The organism is Nitrosomonas sp. sh817 (genome assembly GCF_030908545.1).
GTDB lineage: Bacteria > Pseudomonadota > Gammaproteobacteria > Burkholderiales > Nitrosomonadaceae > Nitrosomonas.
Genome location: NZ_CP133083.1, coordinates 1,447,325 through 1,466,282, shown reverse-complemented (window position 1 = coordinate 1,466,282; position 18,958 = coordinate 1,447,325). Strand labels below are relative to the sequence as shown.

The 18,958-nt window shown below is 48.2% G+C and carries 11 protein-coding genes and 1 riboswitch; of the genes, 3 read left to right on the top strand and 8 right to left on the bottom strand.

Going from position 1 to position 18,958, the window contains the following annotated elements; genetic code table 11:
- Window positions 1-27: 27 nt before the first annotated feature.
- The 6 genes from aceE to metK all read right to left on the bottom strand — a co-directional run bounded on the left by aceE (window position 28) and on the right by metK (window position 8,242).
- Window positions 28-2,688, bottom strand: coding sequence for a pyruvate dehydrogenase (acetyl-transferring), homodimeric type (aceE, locus tag RBH92_RS06910; protein WP_307933854.1), 2,661 nt, complete (start codon window positions 2,686-2,688; stop codon window positions 28-30).
- A 21-nt stretch (window positions 2,689-2,709) separates the two neighbouring features.
- Window positions 2,710-3,585, bottom strand: a complete 876-nt coding sequence (gene folD, locus RBH92_RS06905) for a bifunctional methylenetetrahydrofolate dehydrogenase/methenyltetrahydrofolate cyclohydrolase FolD (RefSeq protein WP_307933853.1) — start codon at window positions 3,583-3,585, stop codon at window positions 2,710-2,712.
- Between the two features lie 86 nt (window positions 3,586-3,671).
- A complete protein-coding gene (locus RBH92_RS06900) occupies window positions 3,672-4,364 on the bottom strand; it encodes a hypothetical protein (protein ID WP_307933852.1) in 693 nt (230 codons plus the stop codon).
- 163 nt (window positions 4,365-4,527) lie between these two features.
- Window positions 4,528-5,385, bottom strand: coding sequence for a methylenetetrahydrofolate reductase [NAD(P)H] (gene metF, locus RBH92_RS06895; protein ID WP_292924519.1), 858 nt, complete (start codon window positions 5,383-5,385; stop codon window positions 4,528-4,530).
- A gap of 119 nt (window positions 5,386-5,504) precedes the next feature.
- A complete protein-coding gene (gene ahcY / locus RBH92_RS06890; protein WP_307933851.1) occupies window positions 5,505-6,938 on the bottom strand; it encodes an adenosylhomocysteinase in 1,434 nt (477 codons plus the stop codon).
- Between the two features lie 16 nt (window positions 6,939-6,954).
- Window positions 6,955-7,032: riboswitch (S-adenosyl-L-homocysteine riboswitch) on the bottom strand.
- A gap of 46 nt (window positions 7,033-7,078) precedes the next feature.
- Complete coding sequence (gene metK, locus RBH92_RS06885) at window positions 7,079-8,242, bottom strand: methionine adenosyltransferase (protein WP_292924522.1); 1,164 nt, start codon at window positions 8,240-8,242, stop codon at window positions 7,079-7,081.
- Window positions 8,243-8,514: 272 nt separating this feature from the next.
- Between metK and epsL the strand changes: the two genes are divergently transcribed.
- Together epsL and RBH92_RS06875 are read left to right on the top strand one after the other, a co-directional pair.
- Window positions 8,515-9,813 (top strand): XrtB/PEP-CTERM-associated polysaccharide biosynthesis outer membrane protein EpsL, encoded by a 1,299-nt coding sequence (epsL, locus tag RBH92_RS06880; protein WP_307933850.1) that lies wholly within the window; start codon window positions 8,515-8,517, stop codon window positions 9,811-9,813.
- The gene (locus tag RBH92_RS06875; protein ID WP_307933849.1) at window positions 9,810-11,255 is read left to right on the top strand and encodes an undecaprenyl-phosphate glucose phosphotransferase; all 1,446 of its coding nucleotides are present in this window, start codon (window positions 9,810-9,812) and stop codon (window positions 11,253-11,255) included. Before epsL ends, RBH92_RS06875 begins: the two co-directional genes overlap by 4 nt.
- A gap of 124 nt (window positions 11,256-11,379) precedes the next feature.
- On the opposite strand, the gene RBH92_RS06870 is transcribed toward RBH92_RS06875, so the two are convergent.
- On the bottom strand, window positions 11,380-14,124 hold the full coding sequence (locus RBH92_RS06870; protein ID WP_307933848.1) for an nSTAND1 domain-containing NTPase: 2,745 nt from the start codon (window positions 14,122-14,124) through the stop codon (window positions 11,380-11,382).
- A 230-nt stretch (window positions 14,125-14,354) separates the two neighbouring features.
- Here RBH92_RS06870 and RBH92_RS06865 point away from each other — a divergent pair, with 230 nt between their 5' ends.
- Window positions 14,355-16,058 (top strand): PQQ-dependent sugar dehydrogenase, encoded by a 1,704-nt coding sequence (locus RBH92_RS06865; RefSeq protein WP_307933847.1) that lies wholly within the window; start codon window positions 14,355-14,357, stop codon window positions 16,056-16,058.
- Between the two features lie 65 nt (window positions 16,059-16,123).
- On the opposite strand, the gene RBH92_RS06860 is transcribed toward RBH92_RS06865, so the two are convergent.
- Window positions 16,124-18,916: an EAL domain-containing protein gene (locus tag RBH92_RS06860; protein WP_307933846.1), complete on the bottom strand. Its 2,793-nt coding sequence runs from the start codon at window positions 18,914-18,916 to the stop codon at window positions 16,124-16,126.
- Window positions 18,917-18,958 lie beyond the last annotated feature (42 nt).

The following is an 18,958-nucleotide window of genomic DNA, read 5'->3' as shown; positions in this document are numbered from 1 at the left end:
ATGCTATTCGTCTGCTTTTTCATGTACTCAGCTAATCACCGGATCGGGTTTCTCCGGGTTGATGCCATAGCGTTGTATTGCGTCGGCCGCTTGCTGTTGAGGAATCTTTCCATCTTCCGCGAGCGCATTGAGCGCTGCGACAGTAATATAATATCGATCCACTTCAAAAAAATGCCGCAGCTTTTCCCTTGTATCCGAGCGTCCGAAGCCATCGGTTCCCAATACGCGGTATTTTCCCGGTATAAATTCCCGGATCTGATCGGCGTATATTTTCATAAAATCCGATGCCGCGATAACGGGTCCGGATCGGTCATTCAAGCAATTTTGCACATGCGATAACCGCTTTGGTTGCGCGGGATGGAGCATATTCCAGCGTGCCACGCTTAAAGCTTCACGCCGCAATTCATTGAAACTGGTTACGCTCCAGATATCGGCATGGATCTGGTACTCGGATTTGAGAATCTCGCTGGCCGCAATGACTTCTCGCAGAATGGTACCGGCTCCGAGCAACTGCACACGCGGGTTGCCATCATCGCTACCGCCTTCCTTGAACAAGTACATGCCCTTGAGAATGTCATTCTCCACACCGTTTGGCATAGCGGGATGCGAGTAGTTTTCGTTCATGACGGTGATGTAATAATAGATGTCTTGTTGCTCTTGATACATCCGCCGCAAGCCGTCCTGAACAATCACCGCCAGTTCATAAGCGAAAGCGGGATCATACGATACGCAGTTCGGAATGGTCGAGGCAACGATATGACTGTGACCGTCTTCATGCTGCAATCCTTCGCCATTCAATGTCGTACGCCCCGCCGTACCGCCGATCAGAAAGCCGCGGCAGCGCATATCGCCGGCAGCCCAGGCTAAATCACCAATGCGTTGAAAGCCGAACATCGAATAAAAAATAAAAAACGGGATCATCTGAACACCATGCGTGCTATACGAAGTCGCCGCGGCTATCCAGGATGACATGGCGCCCGCTTCACAGATTCCTTCTTGCAAAATCTGGCCGTGCTTGTCTTCTTTGTAATACATCAACTGATCCGCGTCTTGCGGTGTATAAAGCTGACCGACTGAAGACCAAATACCCAATTGCCGGAACATCCCTTCCATGCCGAAAGTACGCGACTCATCCGCCACGATGGGAACAATATGCTTGCCGATCTGCTTATCCTTAACCAGGATATTCAGTATGCGCACATACGCCATGGTCGTCGATGATTCGTGTCCTTCACCGCTGGCTTTGAGTAACGGTTCAAAAGCCGATAATGGCGGCACTTGCAATGATGGCGCCGAGGTTTTGCGCCGGTGAAAGTTACCGCCCAGCGCATCCCGGCGTTCTTTCATATACTTAAATTCGGGAGAGTCTTTAGCGAAGGTGAGATAAGGTATTTCGTCGATTTGGTCATCCGGTATATCCAAACCGAACCGATTCCGGAACGCCTTCAGCGAAGTCGTTCCCATTTTTTTCTGCTGATGCGTGATATTTTGGGCTTCTCCGGCTTCGCCCATGCCATAGCCTTTGATCGTCTTGGCTAAAATTACGGTTGGCTGTCCGGTGTGCTTGGCCGCCGCTGCATAGGCCGCATAAACTTTATAAGGGTCATGCCCGCCTCGATTCAGCCGCCAGATGTCATCGTCCGACATATTGGCGACCATTTCCAGCAGCTCGGGGTATTTGCCAAAAAAGTGTTCGCGTACATAAGCGCCATCGCGGGCTTTGAAGTTTTGATATTCGCCGTCGACACATTCCATCATGCGTTTTTGCAGCAAACCTTTGGTGTCTTTGGCCAACAGCGGATCCCAATAGGATCCCCAGATCACCTTGATGACATTCCAGCCCGCGCCGCGAAATGCGCCCTCCAATTCCTGAATGATCTTGCTATTGCCACGGACAGGGCCATCCAGTCGCTGCAGGTTACAATTGACAACAAAAATCAGATTATCCAGATTTTCCCGCGAAGCCAAAGGAATAGCGCCGAGCGATTCGGGTTCGTCCATTTCGCCGTCGCCCATGAAAGCCCAGACCTTGCGTTTGGTGCGATTGATCAATCCCCGGCTGTCGAGATATTTCATGAACCGGGCTTGATAAATCGCCATCAATGGACCCAATCCCATCGAAACGGTGGGGAATTGCCAGAATGTCGGCATTAACCATGGATGAGGATACGACGATAATCCGTTACCGCCGGCTTCCTGACGGAAATTATCCAGTTGCCCCTGGCTGAGTTCTCCGGAAAGAAATGCATAAGCATAAGCGCCGGGCGACGAATGTCCTTGCACATAAACCAAGTCACCGCCATGGGTCTCGGATGGCGCGTGCCAAAAATGATTGTAACCAACATCATATAAGGTAGCAGCCGATGCGAAGCTGGCAATATGACCGCCTACGTTTGTTTTTTTGTTAGCGCGCAATACCATCGCCATGGCATTCCAGCGCACGTATGAGCGAATGCGGTGCTCAATGGTGTTATTGCCCGGCGAACGTTCTTCTTTTCCGGTCGGTATCGTATTGATATAAGCGGTAGTGGCGCTATAAGGCAGATAAGCACCCGAACGGCGGGCTTTCTCGATCAATTTTTCCAGCAAAAAATGAGCACGCTCGCCGCCCGCATGAGTAATCACCGAATCCAACGCATCCAGCCATTCCTGAGTTTCTTGCGGGTCAATATCCGGTTGTAATTCCATATTAGGTATTATTGTGAAAGGTTATTTCGAATAGCTCACCCTAACGCCAGCCTGAGCACGTTCCGCCGCTAAAATAGTATTGCAAAGCAACATGGTAATTGTCATAGGGCCTACACCTCCCGGCACCGGCGATAAATAACCGGCAGTACCGCTGACGGACTCGAAATCAACATCGCCGCATAGCTTCCCATCCGCCAGCCGGTTGATACCCACATCGATTACGACCGCGCCGGGTTTGACCATCTCAGCCGTAATCAGACGAGGTTTTCCGATTGCAACAATCAAAATATCCGCACTTCTAGTAAATTGGGAAAGATCGCGGGTTTTGGACGAGCAGATCGTGACAGTCGCGCCTTGCTCTAACAGCATCATTGCCATCGGCTTGCCGACGATATTGCTGCGTCCGACTACCACTGCATGCTGCCCTTCAACATTAATCAAATTACGTTGCAGCATTACCATCACACCATAAGGCGTGCAGGGGGAAAAAATGGTATTACCGGTTACTAAAGCGCCTACATTATAGAAATGAAAACCATCTACATCTTTTTCAATCGCAATAGCAGTGATTATCCGATTATTTTCAAAGTGCGCGGGCAATGGTAATTGAACTAATATTCCATGAATATGAGGATTATTATTCAGAGTTTGAATGCATGTCAGAACCTCATTCTGATTCGCAGTCTCAGGAAAGCTATGTACTTCGGAATAAATGCCGATGTCACTGCAAGCTTTAACTTTATTTCTGACATAAATAGCAGAAGCCGCATTATCACCGACAATAATGACAGCCAACCCGGGTTTAATACCTAACTGAGCCAGTTTCTCAGCCCGCACCCGCCATTCTAACCGAACTGACTCGGCTATCTTCTTGCCATCAATTATCTGCGTGCTCATTTATTGAAGAATAGCCATTGTTTGCTATTTATTGAATACCTTTCAGTCAATAATCAAAAAAACCGTTCTGGAAAAAACCAGAAATATTAACTTGCTTGTTTAGTTTTTTTTAGCTTGGTGTGATAGATAAAAACGCCGATCAAGAATACCGGGATTACAAAGATCGCAGCAGATATGAGTCCTGCCGCAAGAATTGCTATCGCACTATTCCCAGGCATGAACAATGTGATGAACCAAATTACCAGAAAAGCGATGCCTAACCCGCCATACAACATAATTTTTTTACCGCGGTCGTATAAACGCCAGAATGCGCCCGATACTTGCAAGTCATCCACATAATGATCAAAAACCTCAGCAAGGCTATTATCATCCGGTTCAGATTCATAACCGATAGCTACCGCAAGCGCATCGTGATCATCTTCAAGTTTCGACATTTTTCTCAGAAATTCGGTTCTCTTGATAGCTTTCTGCTTTTGCAGTTTATCTTGCATCATCATTGTCTGCAAAGCAGAGAATGCCAGTTCACGCGCATTTTCAACATTGCTGCCTAAGCTTTCCGCAAATTTCCACATAACTCCGAGCAAGTAGAGCTGAATGGTTAAATCCCGGAACTCTGGCGCAAAATCATAATTTTTACTTTTGATCAGTTCGAGTTGCGCATCTTTTATTTCTCGGGCATGCGAGATACAAGCATCAATTGTAGATACATCAGGATTTTTTGCTTCTTCAGCCGGTATTTCTGCCACCAAAATATTGTCAGTTGTTTTTTTATCTGTCATATCGAAGTCTCGTGCTTTCAAATTTTACTTTCACAGTGATGGCCTACATTATATCCGAGTCAGATAATCAGGAAAAAGATCATTTCTGATTCATTGTTTGATTTTCACCAAATCGATTGCAATAAGCGTTTCTTTAAAAGCAACAGGAACGTGACAAATGAAGCTAAATACGGCTAGAGAGCTGTAGCCGTTGCCAAATAATGGAAGTGAGATTCGCGGAATTTAACGTATAGAAATGTAAGCCTGGCGCACCGGCAGTAAGCAGTCTTTCACAAAGATCGGTCACAATATCAAGTCCGAATGCTTGAATCGATTCGCTGTCATCGCCATATCCTTCGAGTTTTTTTCGAATCCAGCGCGGGATCTCAGCACCGCAGGAATCCGAAAATCTAACAAGTTGTGAAAATTTATTAATCGGCATGATCCCGGGGACTATGGGAATATTCACGCCAACGGCTTCGCAAGATTCAACAAAATGAAAATATGCGTCGGCATTATAGAAATATTGCGTAATCGCCGAGTCAGCGCCACTCTCAACTTTTCGTTTAAAATTCTCGAAATCGAATTGCGCGTTCCGCGCTTGCGGATGATATTCCGGATAAGCTGCCACATCGATATGAAATGAGGAACCAAATTCATCTCTGAGAAAAGCAACCAATTCACTTGCGTACCGGAATTCTCCCGGTTGTGCCATGCCGGAGGGTAAATCACCCCGTAAAGCAACAATTTGCCGGATACCCGCTTGGTAATATTTTTCCAAGATGGAGTGGATATTTTGGCGTGTCGATCCAATACAAGACAGATGAGGTGCAACATTATGACCTTCTGCATGAATCTCCAATACCGTTTCCAGTGTTCTTTCCCTGGTTGAACCTCCCGCACCAAAAGTTACTGAAAAAAACTTCGGATTCAGCTTTGCCAACTGCTGCCGGGTTAATCGTAATTTTTCGATCCCTTGTGGGGTTTGGGGAGGGAAAAGCTCAAAACTGAACGCAGGAGAAAATTTTTTCTGTGATTCCATTTCACAAGTTTAGCTAAAATTGGATGTCATCGATAGCTATGCTAACACCAAGTTAATCATAAAGAAGCGGGAATTAATCAAATCGAAACCTTTCAATTAATTCCCGCAACCTGCATTCATCAATAACGATACATTTCAGGTTTATAAGGACCTTCTTTGTTTAAACCCAGATATTTAACTTGTTCATCGGTTAATTCTGTCAGCTTTACACCAAGCTTTCCGATATGCAGTCTTGCAACTTTCTCATCCAAATGTTTGGGCAACACATAGACATTTTTCTGATAATTTGTGCCATGCTGCCATAACTCCAGTTGCGCTAATACCTGATTGGTAAATGAACTGGACATCACGAAAGATGGATGTCCTGTTGCACAACCAAGATTCACCAATCTGCCTTGTGCCAGCACGATAATGCGCCGCCCGGTCGGGAATATGACATGATCAACCTGTGGTTTGATATTTTCCCAGGAATATTTCTGTACCGATGCAATATCAATTTCCGAATCAAAGTGACCTATGTTGCAAACAATTGCTTGATCTTTCATTTGCAACATATGATCGTGCGTAATTACCCGCAAATTACCCGTTGCAGTTACAAAAATATCCGCTTGGCTGCAAGCATCGTCCATGGTAACCACGCGATAACCTTCCATCGCCGCTTGCAACGCGCAAATCGGGTCAATTTCAGTAATCCAGACAGTGGCTCCCAAGCCCCGCAGCGACTGCGCGCAACCTTTACCGACATCGCCATAACCGCATACCACTGCAATCTTTCCAGCGATCATAACGTCTGTTGCCCGTTTAATGCCATCCACCAGCGATTCTCTGCAACCATAAAGATTATCAAATTTCGATTTTGTAACAGAATCATTGACGTTAATGGCTGGAAACGGAAGTTCACCGCTTCTCTGCATCTCATACAACCGGTGCACACCCGTTGTGGTTTCTTCCGTTACACCACGAATTCTTGCAAGATTCTTGGAATACCAATCAGGATGAGTAGCCAGTTTAGCTTTGATTGCTGCAAACAGCGCAGATTCTTCTTCATTATTTGGATGAGCGATAACTGCCGGATCTTTCTCCGCTTTGGTGCCTAGAATCAGTAATAACGTGGCATCACCGCCATCATCCAGAATCATATTAGCGCCACTTGGTTGACCGTCAACGGTCCACTCAAAAATTTTGTGCGCATATTCCCAATAATCTTGCAGAGATTCGCCTTTATAAGCAAAGACTGGAATATTCTTGGCCGCAATAGCTGCCGCTGCATGATCTTGCGTTGAGAAAATATTGCATGATGCCCAACGCACTTCTGCGCCCAACGCCACTAATGTTTCAATAAGCACCGCTGTTTGAATCGTCATATGTAAAGAACCCGCGATCCGGGCCCCCGCCAACGGTTTCTGGTTTGCGTATTCTTTACGCAATGCCATCAATCCGGGCATTTCCGTTTCAGCAATCGCAATCTCCTTCCGTCCCCATTCCGCCAGGGAAATATCCGCTACTTTATAGTCATTAAAAAAACCGCCATTTGAATTTGGCACAGCGTTCATAATCATCTCCTAAAAATATGAACGAGCGCAGTTGTAATATGCCCCATCTATGCTGAGCCTCACGGAAAAAACCGTTGCAGCGCTCCTCAGCATAGCGGAAATAATAAGATCGATGGTTGACGGCACTTATTGAAGAAAGTTTAAAGCCCGGCATCGGCACGCAATTGCGCCGCTTTATCCGTAGCCTCCCAGGTAAAATCAGGCAGTTCACGGCCAAAGTGGCCGTAAGCTGCTGTCTGTGAATAAATTGGACGCAGTAAGTTCAATGTATGAATAATCCCCCGCGGCCGCAAATCGAAATGTTTCTCTATTAATTGAACAATTTTTTCATCAGCGATTTTACCCGTTCCGAATGTATTGACCATTAATGAAACCGGTCGCGCAACACCGATTGCATAAGCTACCTGGACTTCACATTTACTGGCGATTCCGGCAGCCACAATATTTTTAGCAACATAGCGGCCAGCATAAGTGGCGGAACGATCAACTTTGGATGGATCTTTTCCTGAAAAAGCGCCGCCGCCATGGTGTGCTGCCCCGCCATAACTATCGACAATGATTTTACGTCCGGTTAAGCCGCAGTCCCCCATCGGACCTCCAACAACAAACCGTCCTGTAGGATTCACCAGGTATTTTATATGGCTACTGATCATTTCGGCCGGCAGTATCGGCTTGATAACTTCTTCAATCACCGCCTCTGATAATGCTTGGTGTGAAATATCAGGGTCGTGTTGGGTTGAAATTACAACCGTTTCAATATTCTTCGGTTTGCCATTTTCGTAACGCACCGAAACTTGTGATTTCGCATCAGGACGTAACCAAGATAATTGGCCTTTTTTCCTTAGCTCAGCTTGACGCTCCACTAACCGGTGCGCATAAAAAATTGGCATTGGCATCAATTGCGGCGTTTCATCGCAAGCATAACCAAACATAAGCCCTTGATCACCGGCACCTTGATCCATTTCTTCTTCTTTGGTCCGATTGACCCCTTGCGCAATATCCGGCGATTGCTTATTAAAAGCCGTTAATACGGCGCAAGTCGTCGAGTCAAAGCCAATATTCGAACTGGTATAACCGATACGTTTTACCGTCTCGCGCGCAATAATATTGTAATCAACCGATGCATGCGTAGTAATTTCCCCGGATAATACAATCAAACCTGTACTGCACAGAGTTTCGCACGCAACCCTAGCATTTGCATCTTGACTCAAAATTGCATCTAGAACCGCGTCGGAAATTTGATCTGCCACTTTATCCGGATGGCCTTCGGAAACTGATTCGGAAGTAAAAAGATAATCGTTCATAGTTTGTCAAAAAAAATTAAAAAGTGTTGATTATACCTAATTTTTTAATCAATTCATGTAATTTAACTTAGCTATTCGAGTTATTTATCATTGAAAATTAAAGATGCCGAACTGAAAATACCGTCAAACTGTTGTAAGTAAGACGAAAGGGAAGAATTAGATTTGCAAAAAGTGTTGGTATCAAATAGTTTATAAGAACATATCGTGCAAAAGCGGTATGCTCTGCCAGGAATCACTGATATCCGATGACGGGAAGATCCGAGATCAAGTCAATGAGGTACTCATTCATAGAAGCCAAATCCAACTACATGCAACGGTATTTTAAGCGCAACCCGGTTCGCGTTGCGCGGCTCTTTTTGTGCCTGCTATTTTCATGGATTGTGCTGTTTTCCAGCCCGATGGCGCTTGCTTCGGTGATCGGCCGTGTCGTGAAGCCTTATGGCAACTACACCTTCACTGCTGACGACAACATGTTGCGCATCCGCGACAAAGCCGACCCCCTGCCATTGCTTGGCACAACGAATCTTTTCGATATTTCCCACCGCCTCACCGGCGGTGTAATGCTGGAAAAGCAAATCAGCCGGCAGCGCTTGAGCGCCAATGCGAATTTTACCCATACGCGCTATGAACGATTCAGTCAAATCAACAATGATCTGAAAAGCTTCAACGGCAATTGGAACTGGTTTCTCGGCAACCGGCTGGAAGGCAATATGGGGGCCAGTTATGTGCAATCGTTAGCGCCGTTCTTGTTTCAACCGGGGTTAAAAAATATCCGTACCGAGCAAACCGCGTTTTTCAATGGCGCGTGGCGCTTTCATCCGAGCTGGCGCCTGACCGGCGATTATTTGCGCTATGAGCTGGATACGGGCGGTTCTAACGGCATATTCCGTTTTCTTAACCGGATTGAGGATCGATTCGAAGGCGGGATTGATTACATCACCGCGCACCAGAATACTTTCGGTGTCGACTTTCGTTATATCATCGGCGATTTTCCGGTATTGGTAAGAGCGCCGGATGGTTCCGCCAGAGACAACAGCTACGATCAAAAAGAGGTGATGAGCCGGGCGGTCTGGGCGGTCACGGGAAAGTCCAATTTTAACTGGCGCGGCGGGTGGGTCGAACGAACCAACGCCAGCTTCCCGGAGCGCGATTTCAGCGGGTTTAACGCCCGCTTGGCTTATCAATGGCAGCCGACCGAAAAAATTGGCCTGACTATCAACGGCTGGCGCGAAACTTCAGCGATGCAAGTGCTAACCGCCAGTTTTGGCCTTAATACCGGCGTCAGTGTTTCACCTTCCTGGAATATCTCGCGAAAAGTAAGGCTGGAGGGGGATTTTTCCTATGAAACGCGGAAATTCAATAGCTTCGTGCTGCTTACCGATAGCTTATTGCCCGTAGGTACCGACAATACCATCCGCAATGCAACCATGCGGCTCATCTACGTGCCTTATCGCGGATTGCAACTCACCGCTACGGCTTATCATAATGATCTGAAGACAGACAATGCTTTGGGCGGATTTAACGCCAATGGCGCCACCCTCGGCCTGCAATACACTTACGGAAGACCATGACAGTCAACGATTTACCCATCGTCGCTTTTTTCAAGCATTTGCTCGACCCTTTTATCATTTGGAGCATGCTGATACTGACCACCTGGATATATCACGAAGACTTCACCAGCTACTATCTGGTGCTGGTCATCATCACCTTTTTTGTTTCCACCTACATTTACGAGCGTATTCTGATTTATCGCAATTGGCGCAAGGGACGGCTGCTGGCATATGTACGCGATACCATCATGGGTTGGCTGTTGATTGTCGCCATTCTGATATTTCTCGGTTATGCCACCAAATTTCACAACCAGTTCTCCAATCAGGTGTTATTGACTTGGTTCATTGTCACGCCGTTGATGTTGATCGCAAGTCATATCACCGTGCGCAGCATCGTCACCAATCTCTATGACAAAGGCGAATTACGCTCGGCCGTCGTCATCGGCGCCAACGAAACCAGTCTGCAATTCATCAAGCACATCGCCGATCTGCCCTTCTTGCTGATCAGCTATCAAGGTTTCTTTGATGAACGCAGCAGCTCGCGGATCGCCGGTATTGCAGGATCCCATACCGATGAGCAAGCCGGTTTGCAATTGACTGCAGCGGTTACCCGCTCCGGCAGTTTTGGTTCGCGGTTAGGCGGTTTGACCGATGTCGTGCCGTACGTCCAGAAACATAATATCGAAATGGTTTTTATCAGCCTGCCGATGGCATCGCAACCGCGCATTCAAAAACTGATGGATGAACTGCCGGATACCACCACGTCGATCTATTTCCTGCCGGATATTTATATTTTCGATTTGATGCAGGCGCGCTTCGAATACGTCGGCGATCTTCCGGTGGTCGCCATGAACGAATCACCGTTCACCGGTATCGACGGCGTGGTCAAAAATACCAGCGATTTTGTGCTGGCGCTGCTGATTATCTTGCTGATATCCCCGATCATGCTGTGCATTGCGTTAGCGGTAAAGTTAACTTCTCCCGGTCCGGTTATCTTCAAGCAACGGCGTTATGGTTTAAACGGCGAAGAGATTATCGTCTATAAATTCCGCTCCATGACCGTCACCGAAGACGGCGCCAATATCCAGCAAGCCAAACAAAACGACCAGCGGCTCACCAGAATCGGTGGCTTCCTGCGGCGTACTTCATTGGACGAACTGCCGCAATTCTTCAACGTGCTCGAAGGTAAAATGAGCATCGTCGGCCCGCGGCCTCATGCCGTCGCGCATAACGAGCTCTACCGCAAACTCATCAAAGGCTACATGCTGCGCCACAAAGCCAAACCCGGCATCACCGGATGGGCCCAAGTCAACGGCTGGCGCGGCGAAACCGAAACCCTCGAAAAAATGAAAGCACGCATCGAACACGACCTCTACTACCTCAAAAACTGGTCCATCTGGCTCGACCTCTGGATCATCTTCAAAACCGTCCTCGTCGTATTCAAAAAAGATAATGCTTATTAATTGATCGGATTGCATTTAAACGTAGCGGCAAAATGATCCGTGAACAAAAAAAATTCATTCGTGTCAGTGAGAAAGCGGTATAAACCAAACCATCGATGGTCACCAAATCGATCACTCTCAGTGTTCAGCACGCCAGCTTTTCAGCGTTCAGCGGTGTTGCGGACAGCGTTTCAACGATGGGGGACTCGCATAACACCCGGAAACCAAGTCCATTGCCACGAGCGCCCGGAGGTGCTCCGTTGCGCGTCGCCGAGCGCGCGTCCTCTACAAAAACACTCCAGGAACCACCGCGCACTACACGGGCATGATCGCCATTTACGGAAACATTACGGGGTTCGCCATCCGCATTCAAACACCATTGATCGATATTGCCTGCCATATCTCCGACACCGAATAGACTACGACTCAGCGGATACATACCGACCGCCATCGTACGGTTGATGCCAGCGTATTTATGATTTAATCTCGCTAGCAGCATTAGTGAGGGTTTTCCATGGTAGTCAACATGCTTTCCCTCCCAAGGATAATCCTGCTTGGTGTTGCCAACAGCGGCCCACTGCCATTCCCACTCTGCCGGTAAGCGGATGGGCAGTTTACATTTCGCGCTCAACCAACGGCAGAACGCTATGGCGTCGTACCAGGAAACTTTAATTGCCGGATAATTCGCAGATGCCCACAGTAAATCACCTGGTTCGCTTGCTTTTTTCAAACCGTCCCACCATTCTTCGTTGCTGTATCCGTCGTTGGCATCGACAAACGCGCGATACTGTACCCAAGTGATCGGATAGCGCGCGATGCGAAAGCCTGGAAATTGAAAATAATCACCGGTTTTTAGCGTTAATTCCCCAGCCGGTATATCGATCCACGTAATATCCGGTAATCCCTGCTCATCCAGGCCAACCCCGCGGCGTGGATCGCCCATTTGATTGAGCCGCGAGCCGATTTCTTCGCGCCGCAGGTGCGTGGTCTCATCGGTGTTGAGTTCGCCGAGCAACCGCAACGGTTCCGGGTACAGAAATTGCCGTAATGGTGGCTCCAGTTGCGATTCCAGCAAATTCCAAACAACGATAGCCGGATCACTGAAATCCGCATCCAGCGCAGGTGCGACAAGCCGATGCAATTGCGCCAATGCGAGAATGGCAGTTTTTTGCCGTTCCCAGTGCCATTGGAATAGCAACGAGCGTTGCCGGTTATACCATTCACGCGCGGCTTGTTCGGCTTGGCGACGCAACGACAGATCGTCGGCATAGTGTGCGTGCCAATCCTTGAATCGTTGCCAATGATCGAACACGGCTTCGTGCCCAACCTCAATGATCGCTGGTTGGCCCTTGCCGTCTTGGCGGCTGACCAGAATGCGCCGTTCGATCAACTGCTGCGCCAGCAGCAAAGCCGGAGGTGATAACTCATACGGCCGCGCCCGGCGGCGCACCACCGCTAACGCCCCGGTATCGTCGTCGTTGCGCTGTTCGACATTGGCAATGGCAATAAACAAGCGCGAAAAGGTTTCCTCGTCCAGGTTGTTGGCTTGTTGCACACGTGTCACCGCTTCCTCGGCCAGACCATTAATAGCTCCGGCGATGCCGCCGATCGCATCATACGCAGCTTCGGTAAGTTCATTGCCGATTTTGCGCGCATACAACTGCGCCAACGCGAATTCCGCCAACGCCAACGCGGTGCCGGTATCGTTGAGGATGCGTTGCACCAGCCGCGGCGCAATGGTGAGTCCGGCAGCTTTGGCGGGCTCGACAATTATTTTTTCCAACGCGGCGGCGCCGGGCGTGACGACGGAATAATGCCCGCTGTGAAGCAATGCGGCACTGGCTCCGTCCTGCGGCCAGTGGCCGTAGAAATCGGAACGCATTGCCACCACGACGCGCAACCGCGGACTGGCCGCCGCAGCCACGAGCAATCGAAAGTACGCATCGCGCGCGGCTGTATCGACTTTTGCCGCAAACAGTTCTTCAAACTGGTCGATAAACAATAGCAATTGCGCATTCGCGCCCTGCGGTTGCAATGCTTCGTCGGCGATCAATGAGATGCTTGCGGGATCGGCGCGCAGTCGCTGCGACAGATCCGGCACGCGCCAGCCGCAACCGGGAAAGGCTTTGTTCAAAGCGGCTACCAGAGGCAGGAACGGATCGTCACCCAACTCGCGCGGAGAAAAACTGACTGAGTACCAACGCATACCACCGGCATGACTTTGGCTCAGCGCCGGGATCAATCCAGCATACACCAACGACGACTTGCCCGAGCCGGATGGCCCGATCACCGCGATGAAACGGTCGTTACGCGCCAGCAGCCGCTCGATCAAATCCTCGATCTCAACATCGCGCCCGAAAAAACGGTCGGATTCTTCCGGCCGGAAAGCGCGCAAACCAGGGTACGGTTCGCCTTCGATACGTTTTCGTTGCGGTGTTTGATGTCGCTGAAGGTGATGGAAAAAAGCCTTCACGACTCGTGCCTTCAAATCTTCCACTGTTTTAAAAAACGCGGCGCGGCTGGCGATCTGCTGCCGGAAGGCTTCGATCAACTGCGGCGGATTTTCTTGGGTGACGGCATCGTGGAATTTGCCTTTGATCTCGTCATCGTCTTTGATAAAAACCAAGGTTGGGATATTGCATGCTACCGCTTGGTGGTATTCCAGTTCAGTAATGGAAAGGTTTTCTCCGTCGGGTATGTGCCCATAACGCCGCCCGATGATGCCGATATACAGCTCGCAGCCAGCCACATCGGCGAGACAGCTATCCCGCACACTGCGCTCGTCGGCAGTGTAACTTTCGACCACTACGCACTCGCCGCCCAATACTTCCTTGACTGCCTGCCGTTCAGGGAAAAGATCGTTTAAGGTCGACGATAAATAAACTCGCATAACAATCGGATGAAATTAATAAGTGCTTCGAAAACAAATGATTGATCACAGCGTTCCGGATCGGCGCCGATTCGCATTTTAGCAATGGGCTGCATTGTCATGCCGGTCAAAATAGCTTATCGTGTCACATTGCAGTGGAACAACAGCAATAAAAACCTCCCATTTGCGATAAGCAAATCGTATCACGATTAAACCTCTCGAACCCTCATTCAGCCTACAGGAGGTCTCTCATGAAAATCTTTCAACTGATCGTGTTTGTTGCATTACTAGGCTTGACATGCCAGGCAATCGCGCTGGATGCCGCTACCAATGACACAGCTTTAGCCAAGCGATTGGATAATCCAATTCCTGCAGTAATCGAGAAAGGTGCCATCCGCTTGCGATTGAAAACTGTCGCAACGCGTTTGGATGCACCGAACTGGGGCGTTTCAGCGCCGGGTGACTCCGAGCATTTATATGTCAGCGATCAAAACGGTAAATTGTGGCGAATTAACTTGACCGATGGCAGTAAATTATTTTTCGATTTATCCACGCTGCTGGTGCCGCTGGGGGCTTTTGGCAGCGAATCGTACGATGAGCGCGGATTCCTTGGATTCGCCTTTCATCCGCAGTATGCCGACAACGAGCTGGTATATACCTATACTTCGGAACCAGTCAGCGCGAATAGCGATTTTTCAACTATTCCTCCCGGCGGTTCGGCCAATCATCGTTCTGTCATTCGCGAATGGAAGATGAATTTCTCAAAATTCGCCACAGAACCCGAACCAATGGATGTTCGCGTGCTGCTGACTGTCGATCAGCCGCAATTCAATCATAATGGCGGCGCGCTCAATTTCGGTCCGGATGGAAGACTTTATATCGCTTTTGGCGATGGCGGCGGCGCTGACGATCGCGATGGCCAAACATTCATCGGCGCGCCGATGAGCGGCCATGGCGCTGACGGCAATGGACAGAATCCAGCCAACCCGCTCGGCAGTTTGCTGCGGATCGATCCGCTGGGGACGAATTCGGATAACGGCCTCTACGGCATTCCGGGCGATAATCCCTTCGCCAGCTCATCGACTGTTCTTCGCGAAACTTATGCATACGGTTTCCGCAACCCGTTCCGCTTTTCTTTCGATTCGCAAACCGGCGCATTGGTGTTAGCCGATGTCGGACAAAACGCGATCGAAGAAGTCAATCTGGTTCAGGCAGGCGGTAATTATGGCTGGGGATTGAAGGAAGGCAGTTTCCGTTTTGACCCGAATGGTACTAGTGCCGGGTTTGTCACCGATGAAGCGGTATCGGGCGATTTTAAAGATCCGGTGGTGCAGTACGACCACGACGAAGGCACCGCCGTCATCGGGGGATTTGTCTACCGCGGTAACACCATCACCGATCTGCAAGGCAAATATGTATTCGGCGATGCTTCCAAAACCGGCAACGGCGATGGCCGGATCTTTTATACCGATGGCGGCGCTATCTTTGAGCTGGAGCTTGCGGATCGCGCACAACCGGGTTTTTGGGTATTGGGATTCGGACAGGACGGCGATGGCGAACTCTACGTGCTCGGCAACACCACCGGCACCCCATTCGGCGAAACCGGCACCGTTTACAAACTGATTCCCAATGCCGGATTCGACGGCAGCGCGGTGGATATCCCCGCTGTCACTGCAAGATTCTCCGGTGGTGGCGACACCGTTTACCGCGTTCGCATGCAAATGCTCGCCGGAAGCGCGCCGCTTCGATTCGAAGTGTCACAAGTTGAACCGCTGGCTGAACGTTTCCGTGACGACGCGACAGTTTTCACGCAAGCCACGGGTCAGTTGCAAATTCCGTTTATCAATGTCACCAATGACAGCGGAAGCATCGCTACGTATGCCGTAGTATTGCAACAGATTACTGATGCACCGGCACTGACATTTGAATTGGTTAATGCCAGTTTAGTAAAGTAGCGGACAGTATTTCAACCGGATGATACCGCCTGGAACGGATGATTTGCCGCTCAGGCACAAGACCTTCACATTTTCTGATGCGCCAGCAGGCGCTCAAATTCATCTGTTTGAATAGCAGGAGAATAATAAAAACCTTGCACGTAATCACAACCGAACTGAATTAATAAATCCTGTTGCTCTTTGGACTCCACGCCTTCCGCAATCGTGAATATATCCAGTTTATGGGCCATTACGATAATTGCTTCAACCAATGCGCGATCGGTTTCATTGTTAATCAAATTGCTGATAAACGAACGATCGATCTTGAGATAGTCAATGTCGAATCTTTTCAGATAAGACAGCGAGGAAAAACCGGTACCGAAATCATCAATCGACACTTCAATGCCGGCGTTGCGGTATTCCAGCAGGCGGTCCTTGACATCGGCAGTATCCTTTAATAGCAACCCTTCGGTGATTTCAACGTTGATACAATTTCCCGGCAGCCCTAGCTCATTCAGTTTCTCCGACCAGGCGTACTTGTTGAAATATTTAAACTGAATGGGCGAAACGTTGACACTGATTTGAATGATGGTTCCAAATTCATCCAGCCAGCGCTTAATCAAAGCACAAGCTTGCATAAATACCCAATTGCCGATTTCGTTGATCAATCCGCTCTCTTCAGCAATTGGAATGAAGATCGAGGAATCGATCAATCCCCGGTTTGCGTGATTCCAGCGCAATAACGCTTCGGCCTTAATAATGCGCTTACTGGATAAATCCAGAATCGGCTGGTAGTGCACCTGCAATTCGTTTTTGGCCAATGCACTTCTGAGTTGATGGGTAAGCGTCATTTTTTCATACGCTTCAAATTGCATGGAACGCGTAAAATAGCAAAAGCGGCTCCGCCCCTCTATTTTTGCCTTATACATGGCTTGATCGGCGTGTTTCATGAGACTTTCCAAGTCCAGTCCATCCGCCGGGTATAACACAATACCGATGCTGGTCGAAATAAAATGCTCAACCTTATTTTGATCCAGAATGAACGGCTTATTCAATGCTGCAATGATATTCTGGGCGATCATTTCAATTCTCGGCTTGGTGATATCGGGGAGAATGACTGCAAATTCATCGCCACCCAAGCGCGCCACGGTATCGGTTTCCCGCACGCATTTCAGGATGCGTGACGAAACTTCCGCCAGCAATTTATCGCCGATCGCATGTCCCAAGGTATCGTTGATATCCTTGAAATGATCCAAATCCAGAAACAACAAAGACAGCAGCAAATTGTTGCGGCGCGATTTCTTGATTTCCTTATTCAATTGATACTTGAATAAACTTCGATTCGGCAAATTGGTTAAATCATCGTAATTTGCCTGCGCTAAATATAATTCATCCAATTTCTTTTTTTCAGTGATATCGGAGAATTGCGCGACATAACAGTAAATCCGTTGATCCGCCTGACGGATGATGCTGATATTCATCCATTTTGCTTGCACGCTACCGTCTTTATGAAGATCCCAGATTTCTCCTTGCCAGTGATCTTCCGCCAGCAGCTTCTGCCACATTTTCTGATAAAAGGATTTTTTGTGCCGGCCGGAATTAAAAATTTGCGGATCTTTCCCTTTTACATCATCCAGTTCATAACCGGTCATGCGGGTAAAAGCCGGGTTAACGGCCATGATCAGATTATTCTCATCCGATACCATGATGGCTTCGTTACTATAATGATAAATAGCGGATGCCAACCGCATGGTATCGTTTGACTGTTTTTGCTCGGTGATATCCTGATAAATGCCGAGCACCCCAAAGACTTCATGGTGAGTGTTACGCAACGGCACTTTAGAAGTTTGCAGCCAAATCGTGTTACCGTCCGAAGTATTCAACGGTTCTTCGTAATAAAGCTTGGATACGCCTGAATCGATTACCTGCCGGTCATCGGCGCGATAGTGATCGGCTTGTTCTTTAGTCCAGCTTAAATCATAGTCATTCTTGCCAATGATTTGCTGCGGAAATTTCACGCCGGCATCCTTGGCGAACACAGGGTTGCAACCTAAATAGCGCGATTGTTTGTCTTTCCAGAAAATACGCAACGGCACGGTATCAATAATGGTTTTCAGCAAATTCCGCGAATCGTATAATGCAGCCTCTTTTTCCCGGCTCTCGGTGATATCGCTTCGGTAACCGGCAACCTCCACGGCCGTGCCACTTGAATCCGTAATCAAAAAAAGTTCGTCCCTAAGCCATTTCCATTGCCCATTCTGATGTTTAAACCGGTATTCATGGAGTTGTCTGCCGGAAAAAAACAACAGCGAAAGGTTGGCGAATACTTTATCGCGATCTTCCGGATGAATGCGGTTAATCCAGAAATCCGGCGCGGAAAGAAATTCTTCCACGGAATACCCAAGAATTTTGGTTAAGTTGCTACTGATATAGTTTGCTGTAAATGGGGAAAAAACATCGCATTTGTAGACAATCACGGGGGAGAATGCGAACAAATAATCGTTCTGCTGAATTGCTGAGCGACCGGTAACGGCTTCCGGATTTTGCTGAGAATCTTCGATAATGAATATGCGAAATACGGACAAACCCAATTCATCTTTTTGATAAAAATAGTGAAGATTTGAAAGAAAAATAGAACCATCGCAGCGCAGCAATCGCAATTGCAGATTTCCTTTCAATTCATCTTCATTTCTACCTGAGAATAATTGATTCCATAAAGATTTGTCTTCTGTAAGAATAAAATCGGAAAAATCTTGCTGCAGCAATTCGTTTTTTTTGATTCCAAAAATCTTGCAAGCAACCGGATTTATTATTTGAATCTGGCCAACCGGATTCAACATCAGATAGCCAATGCGAAACAATTCACATGAATCAGTCATTTTATTATTTTAGCCGGATTGACTTAACGGGATCTGCAGCCA

Coding starts and splice junctions, on each gene's coding strand:
- aceE (WP_307933854.1), bottom strand. CDS start 2,688: ATGGAATTACAACCGGATATTGACCCGCAAGAAACTCAGGAATGGCTG.
- folD (WP_307933853.1), bottom strand. CDS start 3,585: ATGAGCACGCAGATAATTGATGGCAAGAAGATAGCCGAGTCAGTTCGG.
- RBH92_RS06900 (WP_307933852.1), bottom strand. CDS start 4,364: ATGACAGATAAAAAAACAACTGACAATATTTTGGTGGCAGAAATACCG.
- metF (WP_292924519.1), bottom strand. CDS start 5,385: ATGGAATCACAGAAAAAATTTTCTCCTGCGTTCAGTTTTGAGCTTTTC.
- ahcY (WP_307933851.1), bottom strand. CDS start 6,938: ATGAACGCTGTGCCAAATTCAAATGGCGGTTTTTTTAATGACTATAAA.
- metK (WP_292924522.1), bottom strand. CDS start 8,242: ATGAACGATTATCTTTTTACTTCCGAATCAGTTTCCGAAGGCCATCCG.
- epsL (WP_307933850.1), top strand. CDS start 8,515: ATGAGGTACTCATTCATAGAAGCCAAATCCAACTACATGCAACGGTAT.
- RBH92_RS06875 (WP_307933849.1), top strand. CDS start 9,810: ATGACAGTCAACGATTTACCCATCGTCGCTTTTTTCAAGCATTTGCTC.
- RBH92_RS06870 (WP_307933848.1), bottom strand. CDS start 14,124: ATGCGAGTTTATTTATCGTCGACCTTAAACGATCTTTTCCCTGAACGG.
- RBH92_RS06865 (WP_307933847.1), top strand. CDS start 14,355: ATGAAAATCTTTCAACTGATCGTGTTTGTTGCATTACTAGGCTTGACA.
- RBH92_RS06860 (WP_307933846.1), bottom strand. CDS start 18,916: ATGACTGATTCATGTGAATTGTTTCGCATTGGCTATCTGATGTTGAAT.